The organism is Salegentibacter sp. (assembly GCF_041642575.1).
Taxonomy (GTDB): Bacteria; Bacteroidota; Bacteroidia; order Flavobacteriales; family Flavobacteriaceae; genus Salegentibacter.
The window spans coordinates 12766-22971 of sequence record NZ_JBEPWD010000037.1; the positions used below are offsets into that span (position 1 = coordinate 12766).

Sequence of the window (10206 nt, forward strand, 5' to 3'; positions counted from 1 at the left end):
GAAGTATCTGCACTAAACACACTTAAAATAAGGAAGGTGGTAGAAACCGGCATTCTCATCCTGGTAAGGATAAGCAATACCAAAGGTGCTATAATCTGCCAGAAGCTAAAGCGTTCAGGATGCGGGTACTTTGAGGTACCATCGGGGCTTAGGAGTCTTTGGTAGGTTACGTCTCCATCAAAAACCACCCAACTAAAACCAACGGTTAACAGGAAAATACTTCCCACAAAAAGCCATAAAACCCACCAACGCTTTGCCTTATTACTTTCAATAAAAGTACCTAAAGACTGTATACTGTCGTTAGCAACTGTCGCGTAAGCTGCGAAAAAGAATCCCAACCACATTCCGGCCTGGGCATAACCGGAAGCAATTCCTGCCATTATAATACCAATTATTACGATTGCCAGGAAGGTTTTCTCTTTAACCAGAACGTCTAGTATATTCAAATACGGTTTACTCCGGTCTACTCTTTTAAATTTTTTTGCCTTTGCCATTTAATTTGGGAATAGAAAATAGGTTAAAATTTATGCGCTGCAATATTATGTTTATTTTTAGTTACCAATGTTGCCTAAATGTTAAGTAAAGCATTTCTAACAAAACAACAAACCACTGAGGTTTAGAGAATTATTCGATGAAATACATAATTAATTTAAAATTGTTTAAATATAAAAGTCTTTTCAAGCAAAAAAGCATCCCTAAAACCGGGATGCTTTTAAATTTTGATAAAAATCATTTCTTGTTTAGAAATCGAATTTATAAGTTACCCCAGCCAGCACCTGAATGCCCTGAACCTGGAAATTAGTCCAACGCATATAATCGTTGTTCAACAGGTTACTTCCTTTTACAAAAGCTGAAAGCTGTTCGTTAAAACGGTACCCTAAATGTGCGTTCAAATCAAGATAGGAATCCAGATTAATGGTTTCCGGGGCGGTATCCATTAGCTGCGGATCTCCAAAACTGCGCAAATCCTTTCTTTCCCCAACGTAGAAAATATTAGTTCCAGCATACCATTTTTCAGTGATTTGATAATCGGCGTTTAATGAGGCTTTAAAATCCGGGAGGTTCCAGGCCTCGGTTTCAGTATCGGTAGAATAATCAAATGCTTCAGCGTTTATCGCAAGTCTGAAATCACGGTTAACGTCTACACTTATCTCTCCAAAAACCGAAAGTGTTCTTACGTCATCATAACGCACATTAAAGGAATTTCCATAGGTATAATCGCTCTCATTATCGATGCTGCCATAGGGATTCCTTCTGAATAAACTTTTATCGAGTTCAGAAACATAACTACCTCGCAGGTTATAACCAATACTATTACTCAACTTCCCTTTGGCTCCTACGTAGGCATTATACTCTTTATTGGTAGGCCTTATCTCAGTATTAGGGGAGACATACGGGTTTCGCTGAACAAAATTATAATAAGTGTTCTGTTCGAGATCACCTTCCACTCCTGCATAGGCCGTAAAATATTCCCCGGCCAGGCGATAGCTTGCCGATACTCTGGGATAGATGTAAAAGTTATTATCTGAATTTTCAGCATCCATACTGTAGAAGAAAGCCAACCCAAGATCCAGGGTGAGATCATCTCTAAGCACCAGCAAACTCGGATTTATACCGAAATTCATAAAAGTAAAATCCATTCCTGAAGCAGTGTTAAAATAAGTCTCCTCAAATTTAGAATTCAAAATATCTGCATAGATATTTGTGGTTATAAGCTCATCGGCAATATTGAATTCAAAAGTACCGGTGGCATCAAAATGATTCTCGGCTGTTTTATAAGAATCTCCTGTATGTCTGAAAGTGGCTTCAGCATTATCGAAGAAAGAATCGTAAAGTTCTATTTCTCCACCTGCATACACCGAATAATAATTTTGCTTAGGATCTATAGTCGCAAGTTCAGTGTCACTCAGGTTTGCTAATGGATCGAGCCCATACCAGTTAAACAACTGGTGTTCGCCTCCAACTTCGGTTTTCCATCCCAGATCGCGGTTCCTGGAAGTGTAGCTAAGATTCATTTCGGTGTCATAGAACTTGTCATCCAGAACAACCCCGTCTATTCCTCCCTGCGAGGAATTATGCCGAAGATAAATCCCGAAGTTATCGCTACGGTTCACTTCCAGGTTACTGTAAAATTCAGCCAGGGCATTGGTATAGTTTCCGAAGCCAAGGGTGGCGTAATTATCAAAAACTTTTACCGGCCTGGAGCGCTCCACTGTGGTCGCTCGTCCCTTGGAAGGGGTGAAAGTTGAAGCAACCGGTACAGAAAATATGCTGTATTTCACCGGCTTCTTTTCCAGGTCTACAGAATCTGCACGAACCGGACTTTCTCTTATTTTATTAGCATCTCCCACCTCGGGAGTGTATGGTTTTATTACAGTAACGGTTTCACTTCCAATGGGGTCCTGGGCAAAAAGAACTCCGCTTAACAAGAATAAACTTAAAAACAGACTTCCTTTTATCGAAACTTTATTCATATTCAGGTAGATTGAGTGACTTTTAATTATTTGTTTCTACTGAAGAGTTAGTTTTCGCCTCTTCAGCTTTTATGCGTGATAGTTCGGTTTTAGCTTCCTGCACGATGTCTGGATAGTTCTCAAAATTATTGATCACATTCTCCAGGATATAGGTAGCCTGGTAGGCATCATCGAGCTGATAAAAGTTTTTACCCATCAGCACGAGGCCTTTGGCGCCCCAACGCTTATAGCCTGAGAAATCCTTTGCAAGGATCTGTACTGCAGCATTTGAAGCCTCATAATTTCCGGCTTTTTGCTTAAAATAAGCATCGTAATATAAAGCTTCAGCAGCGAGCTCTCCTTTGGCATTTTTTTGAACTTCAGCATATGCCGCTTTAGCACGGGCCTCATCCCCATTTTTAATAGCTGAACGGGCAACGATTAGTTGTGCATCGGTTTTAGCACGGGTATCGGCCTGGGAATTACCAAGCACTTTTTCGGCGTATGAAGCCGCTAAATCGGGTCTATCCAATTCATCGTAAGATTTCATCAAATTGGACTGGGCGTAGATCCTGTTCTCTTCGGAAGAAGCCTCATTCTCCAATCTTTCCAGTAAAGGGACTGCCTCGCTGTACTGACTTTTCTCCAGTTTTATCTCTGATAACCTCGCTAAAGACTGCTCGGTGAATTCATTTTTAGGTTTGTTCACCACAAATTCATAATGCTTTTCAGACTTGTCTTCGCTACCCTGACGGTAATAAAGTTGGGCCAGATAGAAATTAGCATTAATGGAGTGAATTCCATTCGGGAAGCTCTCGAGATATTTTTCAAACCCGCTAATGGCACGCTCATTATTATTGTCGAAATATTGATTCTCGGCAGCCTCATAGCTGGTGTTGTCCAGATCGGCATCTGAAACCTCTACAAAATCAACGTTCCTAACCCAGGTAGCATACTCATCGGTACGACCAAGGTCTACATATACCATTCTTGCAGTAGACACAGCCTGCATCGCCTCAGGAGTATTCGGGTAATCACTTACTATTTTTTTTAGGTCGGTAAGTGCCTTTTCGCCCTGGTCTGAATTATAATAGATCAAAGCTTTTCTAAGCATAGCTTTAGGAACAAATGAACTTCCTGAAACTTCCCTGATTAATCGGTCATAAGCCTGAATAGCCTGGGAAGTATTGTTCATCGCTACATAGGTGTTTCCTAATTCGTACAAAGCATCATCGCGATAAGATGAACGGGAATAACGGTTAATGAAACTGTTTAATTCCTGGATCTTAGTATCGTTCCTGTCTACAAATCCGTAGCTAATTGCTCTCTGGAAGGCTGCATAATCGCTGTTGGACACATTGTTATCTATAGCTTTATTGTAAGCTTCCATCGCCGGCCAGTATTGGCTGGTCACAAAATAACTATCTCCAAGCCTTAGTAACGCGTCATTTCTCCTTGCGCTATCCTTGGAATTATCTGAGGTATATTTCTTGAAGTAATCGGCAGCACGGGCGTATTCATTCTTTTTGAAATAGGCATAACCAAGATTATAATCTAAATTTTCCATTTCAGGAGTACCCTGGGCAGCGCTCATTCCGCTGAATTCCCTGTAACCAATGATAGCATCATCTATTCGGTTTATGCTGAATTCACTCTCCGCTTTCCAATAAGTAGCTTGCGCTGTGATCTTTGGATTACGAGGCTCAGATAAAGCTTTTTCGAAATTCCTGATAGCCTCCTGGTAGTCTCCTTCTTCATAAAGCTCCAAACCATAATAATAAGCTACTTTCTGGTAAGCTTGCTTATCGCTGAAGTTTCTGTTGTTCTCCAAAAGTCGCATCGCCTCTTCATAATTCTTTGAGGTAATAAAAGAATCTATGAGTAGAGTTTCCACCTCAGGTTTTGCTTCAGAATCGGGATAGGTTTCCAGGAAAGTGATAAGCACCTGCGAAGGGCTTTCATAGGAATTTCCAATCTCGTAGCTGAGCTTTGCGTAATTAAGGTGTGCATCTTCCTTTATTTCAGCATCAAAATCCATTTCACTGGCATTCTTGAACGCGTTCAAAGCCTGTTGCTTTCTGTCTAGATTCAAATAGCTCTGGGCCAGGTGATAGTAAGCATTCTGTGCCACGGCATTCTTCCCGTCAACTATTTTATTGAATTCTGATACCGCACTGTCATAATCGCCCTGCTTATAATAGGCATACCCCAGCTGGTAGTAATCGGTGTTGTTCCATTTGCCGCGCATTCCGCGGTACTCTTTCAGATAAGGAATAGCCTCCTCATATTGCTGAAGATTGAAATAACTCTCCCCTATTATCTTATTGAGTTCAGATTGTTCTATTCTTGTGGAATTAGGCAGTTGTTCCTTTCCTAATTTAATGGCTTCCTCAAAATTCCCCAGTTTGAAGTTCATATCAGCCTGGAAGTAAGACAGGTTTTCGCTGTAGCGATCGTTGTCTTTAACCTGTTCAAAATTTTCGTTGGCTTCTTCATAATCATCGCCTTCATAGGCCATATAACCTATATAGTATTTGGCCTGGGAACCATATTCCTGGGAATCTCGGACACGTTCCAGGTAGGTTTTTGCCTGATCATACTGGTTTGCTCTAAAATAGGCATATCCATTATTGAAATAGTAACGTTCGCGATCCTTGCGGCTCATACTTCTTTCATCTACTTTATCATACCATTTAAGGGCAAGCGCATATTTTCCGGTTTCAAAATAATAGTCGGCTACATCAATGTAGGCTGTGTTGGTTTTAGTACTGGTAGGGTATCGGGTTACAAAACGCTCCATCAGCCTATCTGCCCCGGGTTGGTTTAGTCGAACCGCAGCATTAGCGATGTAATAAGCACAATCGCCTTTAATTTTTTCGTCTTCAGTCTCATCCATCACCTCATCAAAAAGATTTTGGGCAGCGAGATATTGTTCATTGTTATAAAGCTCGAGCGCACGGTTAAAATCAGCCAGCTCGTGAGTATATGCTGCCGACTGCTGAGCGATTCCCGAAACAGAGAGAGAAAGGAAAGCTATAAGCAGGAATGCCTTGTTAAGTCTCATGAATATTTATTTAAGTTGATGTTCAAAGATATTTAAACCTTGCTTTATTAACGCAGGTTTACAGCTATAATTATGTTAAGGAGAAAAAAATAGAATACACTCCTTCGCTTTCGAAGAGGATAGATCCCGAGGGAAGCAAGGCGATATAAGAAACAAAGCTAAGAGGGAATTTACAGATATTTGACAGCCAAATATTTAGGACTGATTAAAAATTGTAAACCACATAACCTTCCTGCACTCTTTTTGAGATCGTGGTTAATGCTGAAAGCGCTATTTCTGTATGTTCGAATAATTGGTCTGCTTTAATATCTCGGGCTAAAAGAGATTGGCCGCACACCACAACCCTGACTCCGGCTTCGTGCAATGCATCCAGGATTGGCAGGTTAGGATTATCATATGAAGTTTCAAAAAATTCCTGATAGGTTTTATCCTCGAAAAGAGACATTACTGCCGTCCCGTGAACTACCACAATAACTTCCAGGTTTTCTTTTGAAACTCCGCCCACGCCATGTAGGTTTAGCAAACGTGCAGTATTAATAAGTCCCCAGATAGGTTTGGAGAAATCAGGTTCTGCATCGGGATTGCCTCTGTTGGTTTCCGCCTTCATGAGGTCAACCAGAAGTTTGGTTTTTTTATTTTCAGGCAATTCAACCACTTCTTCAATTTCATATACGCCTCCAAAATCTTTTACAATCGGAAATTGGGCATCGCCTTTTTGAGCTGTAGCAAAATTAATGGAGAAAAGAAAAACGACGATTAATGATAATACTGGTTTCATAGATTCCGGAATTTAAGGGCTATAAAAATAAGCAATTGTTCTCCACAATTTCAATTTTAATTAAACCGTTCTTCAATTACTAATCTTAAGCCGTAAGCTGTTTGACTATGTAAAATTAGTTCTTACTTTTACCCATAAATCATAATTCTATGTCTGAAACCATCCTGGACCTTAAAAATGCCGCTATTTACCAACGGGAAAGCCTTATACTATCAGAGGTTGACGTAACCGTAAACAAAGGAGAATTTGTTTACCTTATTGGAAAGACCGGAACGGGAAAAAGTAGTTTTATGAAGACACTTTACGGGGATCTCCCGCTTTCCGAAGGCGAAGGTACGATTGTAGATTATAACTTAAGAACTCTTAAGGAAAAGGATATTCCTTATTTACGCCGGAAACTAGGCGTGGTCTTCCAGGATTTCAAACTGCTAACCGATAGAAATATTAAAGATAATCTGCTTTTTGTTTTGAAGGCCACCGGCTGGAAAGATCAGAAAGCGATGGATCATAAGATCGACGAGGTACTTGATAAGGTTGGAATGAAAAGTAAAGGTTTTAAATATCCGTATCAGCTTTCAGGAGGAGAACAGCAAAGGGTGGCTATTGCAAGAGCCCTGCTCAATGACCCGGAACTTATCCTGGCAGATGAACCCACCGGGAATCTCGACCCTCAAACTTCAGTGGAAGTGATGGAAGTGCTTCAGGAAATAAGCAAGAACGGCAACACTATTCTTATGGCAACGCACGATTATGCGCTTCTGCTAAAATATCCGTCGAAGACCTTAAAATGTGACGGGCAAAGGGTATTTGAAGTGGTTCAGAAATCAGTTTAATTTTCTGAAGAGTAATGCTGAAATTACAGTTTACGGCTTCACTTCGTCTGCCAATACGCGAGTAGTCTTATTGATAAACAGGTAATAGAAATTCACGCCAACAATTATCGCGTTAGTGGCAATAACCGGCCACGAATCGATCATTACTCCGTAAATAATAAAAGCCACGCAGCCAATTGTGTTCACGATCCTTAGCGTGATGATATTTTTCATAAAGAAAGAGATCGCTACAAAGAAAGAGGCGACATAACCAATCCATTCGGTAAGACTAACTCCTAATATTTCCATATCCTGCAAAAATAAAAAAGACGCCGTAGCTGTTGCTATGACGTCTTTCATTATAAATTATCTTAAACTATTTTATTTCTCTTACGCTCGTTTTCGGTAAGGTAGATCTTTCTTAGTCTAATATGCTTTGGGGTTACCTCAACATATTCATCTTTCTGAATATATTCCAGCGCTTCTTCCAGCGAGAACTTAATTGCCGGTACGATCTTGGCCTTATCATCGGCTCCTGATGAACGCACGTTAGAAAGTTTCTTGGTTTTGGTGATATTTACAGCCATATCATCCTGGCGTGAATTTTCACCAATAACCTGACCTTCATAAATATCTTCACCCGGATCTACGAAAAATTTACCGCGATCCTGAAGCTTATCGATAGAATAAGGAATAGCTTTTCCTTTTTCCATAGAGATAAGAGAACCGTTTTGTCGCTGCGGAATTCCACCTTTTAATGGCTGGTATTCCTTAAAGCGATGAGCCATAATTGCCTCTCCTGCAGTTGCAGTAAGTAGCTGGTTTCTCATCCCGATAATTCCTCTTGAAGGAATCATAAACTGAATGATCATACGCTCGCCACGGGTTTCCATGCTTAGCATCTCCCCTTTTCTCATGGTTACCATTTCCACGGCTTTTCCTGAAACGGCTTCGGGTAGATCAATAGTTAATTCTTCAACAGGTTCCATTTTCACTCCGTCATATTCCCTGATGATTACCTGAGGCTGACCTATCTGAAGTTCATAACCTTCTCTTCGCATGGTTTCGATCAAAACAGAAAGGTGCATTACTCCACGCCCGTAAACAAGAAATTTATCGGCGCTATCGGTTTCTTCAACTCTAAGGGCAAGGTTCTTCTCCAACTCCTTGGTCAAACGTTCCTTGATATGTCTTGAGGTCACGAACTTTCCATCTTTTCCGAAGAAAGGAGAATCGTTGATCGTGAAAAGCATACTCATGGTAGGCTCATCGATAGCGATGGTTTTTAGACCTTCAGGATTTTCAATATCGGCGATGGTATCCCCAATTTCGAAACCTTCAAGACCAACCAGGGCACAAATGTCTCCCGCCTGTACTTCCTGAACCTTTAAACGGCCAAGGCCTTCAAAGGTAAAAAGCTCCTTTATTTTGGTTTTTTTGACAGTTCCATCTCGTTTTACAAGAGATACCTGCATTCCTTCTTTCAGCGTTCCACGTTGCAGTCGGCCAATGGCGATCCTTCCGGTGAAAGACGAAAAGTCTAAAGAAGTAATAAGCATTTGTGGAGTTCCTTCCTCAATCTTTGGAGCAGGAATATGTTCAAGAACCATATCTAAAAGAGGTTCTATATTTTCAGTTCTAACGTCGGGATCGTCACTCATCCAATTATTCAGGGCAGAACCATAAACCGTTGGAAAATCAAGTTGCCATTCTTCGGCTCCAAGTTCAAACATCAGGTCAAAAACCTTCTCGTGAACCTCATCTGGAGTACAGTTGGGTTTATCAACTTTATTCACAACCACACAAGGCTTAAGGCCCAGGTCGATAGCTTTTTGAAGTACAAATCGGGTTTGAGGCATAGGTCCTTCAAAGGCATCTACAAGTAGCAGCACCCCATCGGCCATATTTAAAACCCTTTCTACTTCCCCTCCAAAGTCGGCGTGACCAGGAGTATCAATAATATTGATCTTGGTGTCTTTGTAAACAACCGATACGTTCTTGGAAGTAATAGTGATTCCGCGTTCGCGTTCCTGATCATTACTATCAAGGATAAGATCCCCGGTGTTTTGATTGTCGCGAAACAAGCGGCAGTGATACATAATTTTGTCAACCAGAGTGGTTTTCCCATGGTCAACGTGGGCAATAATTGCAATGTTTTTAATAGCTGTCATATAAGCGCCTCATTTTTAAAAGTCTGCAAAGGTACGCCTATTTTTAAAGATTATCCTGCTAAAATCCTGAAAATGGGAAAATAAAACCTAATAAGCATTTATTTTTGCTCGGCTCTGGTTTTCAGATAGATAAATCCCGCAAGATATAAGCTTCCAATAATACCAAAACCGATGGGTAATAAAAATTCCTCGGGCTTCTGTGTTAAGAAGAAGGCTACAGCCGCGAACATGATCCCGGCATTGATCAGGCATCGTTTAGGGGTGTAGAATTTTTTAAATTGTTCTTTTAAAGCCTGCATAAGTCTAAAATTTGCCGCAAAGCTAAGGCTTTTTTAAGGAAACTATTGCTCATCTGCCGAAGGACCATAAGTTGCCGGTACAGGAATATCCAGCAACCTGAAATAAACTCCTAACTGGGCTCTGTGATGCGGGATCTGATTCAACACCATCATTCGCAGGACATTGAATTTAGGCATATCCATCAGCACTTTTTCATCCCGAATCATCTTCCAGTTCTTTTCGAATTCGCTGTCGGGTTTTCTTAAGGCTGCTTCCGCCTCGGCGGTATTATTACGAAGTACTTCCAGGATACTTTCAATATCACTAAAATCCGGTGGTTTGCAACCCTCCATATCCATTTCGTCCAATTCCATAGTGGCTGTGATCCAGCTGGGAATTTCTGCGAGATGGTTTGCCAGTTGCCGGATGCTCATCGATTTGGGATGCGGTTTCCAGTCCATTTTATCCTGCGGAATACGTTTCAGGAATTTTTCGGTTAAAACCACTTCATGCTGAAGTTCTGAGAGCAGACATTTTTGAAGCTCCATAAGACTAAGGATTAATCGATTAAATTACAACAAAAATATATTTACCGGTATTTATTTCTTCAGTATAATTTTGGGTGAATTCCCTTTTTTCATGAAAATTG

8 protein-coding genes and 1 pseudogene are annotated in these 10206 nt (G+C 40.7%); 1 reads left to right on the forward strand and 8 read right to left on the reverse strand.

The window, feature by feature from the left end; all coding sequences use genetic code 11:
* The 4 genes and pseudogenes from ACESK1_RS07665 to ACESK1_RS07680 form a co-directional block, all read right to left on the reverse strand.
* Positions 1–446: pseudogene (locus ACESK1_RS07665) on the reverse strand (hypothetical protein); the annotation flags it as partial.
* A gap of 294 nt (positions 447–740) precedes the next feature.
* The gene (locus tag ACESK1_RS07670) at positions 741–2474 is read right to left on the reverse strand and encodes a TonB-dependent receptor (RefSeq protein WP_372919579.1); all 1734 of its coding nucleotides are present in this window, start codon (positions 2472–2474) and stop codon (positions 741–743) included.
* A gap of 22 nt (positions 2475–2496) precedes the next feature.
* Positions 2497–5517, reverse strand: coding sequence for a tetratricopeptide repeat protein (locus tag ACESK1_RS07675; RefSeq protein ID WP_372919581.1), 3021 nt, complete (start codon positions 5515–5517; stop codon positions 2497–2499).
* Between the two features lie 205 nt (positions 5518–5722).
* Positions 5723–6295: a DsrE family protein gene (locus ACESK1_RS07680; RefSeq protein ID WP_372919583.1), complete on the reverse strand. Its 573-nt coding sequence runs from the start codon at positions 6293–6295 to the stop codon at positions 5723–5725.
* A gap of 149 nt (positions 6296–6444) precedes the next feature.
* Here ACESK1_RS07680 and ACESK1_RS07685 point away from each other — a divergent pair, with 149 nt between their 5' ends.
* The gene (locus ACESK1_RS07685) at positions 6445–7128 is read left to right on the forward strand and encodes a cell division ATP-binding protein FtsE (RefSeq protein WP_372919585.1); all 684 of its coding nucleotides are present in this window, start codon (positions 6445–6447) and stop codon (positions 7126–7128) included.
* A 30-nt stretch (positions 7129–7158) separates the two neighbouring features.
* Here the strand turns inward: ACESK1_RS07685 and ACESK1_RS07690 are convergent, their stop codons facing one another.
* The 4 genes from ACESK1_RS07690 to ACESK1_RS07705 form a co-directional block, all read right to left on the reverse strand.
* Positions 7159–7467 carry a uroporphyrinogen decarboxylase gene (locus ACESK1_RS07690; protein WP_372919587.1) on the reverse strand — a complete coding sequence of 103 codons (309 nt, stop codon included), beginning with the start codon at positions 7465–7467 and terminating at the stop codon, positions 7159–7161.
* 11 nt (positions 7468–7478) lie between these two features.
* Positions 7479–9278 (reverse strand): translational GTPase TypA, encoded by a 1800-nt coding sequence (typA, locus tag ACESK1_RS07695; protein ID WP_372919589.1) that lies wholly within the window; start codon positions 9276–9278, stop codon positions 7479–7481.
* A gap of 98 nt (positions 9279–9376) precedes the next feature.
* Positions 9377–9577, reverse strand: a complete 201-nt coding sequence (locus ACESK1_RS07700) for a hypothetical protein (RefSeq protein WP_372919591.1) — start codon at positions 9575–9577, stop codon at positions 9377–9379.
* Positions 9578–9619: 42 nt separating this feature from the next.
* The gene (locus ACESK1_RS07705) at positions 9620–10105 is read right to left on the reverse strand and encodes a DinB family protein (RefSeq protein ID WP_372919593.1); all 486 of its coding nucleotides are present in this window, start codon (positions 10103–10105) and stop codon (positions 9620–9622) included.
* Positions 10106–10206: the final 101 nt, after the last annotated feature.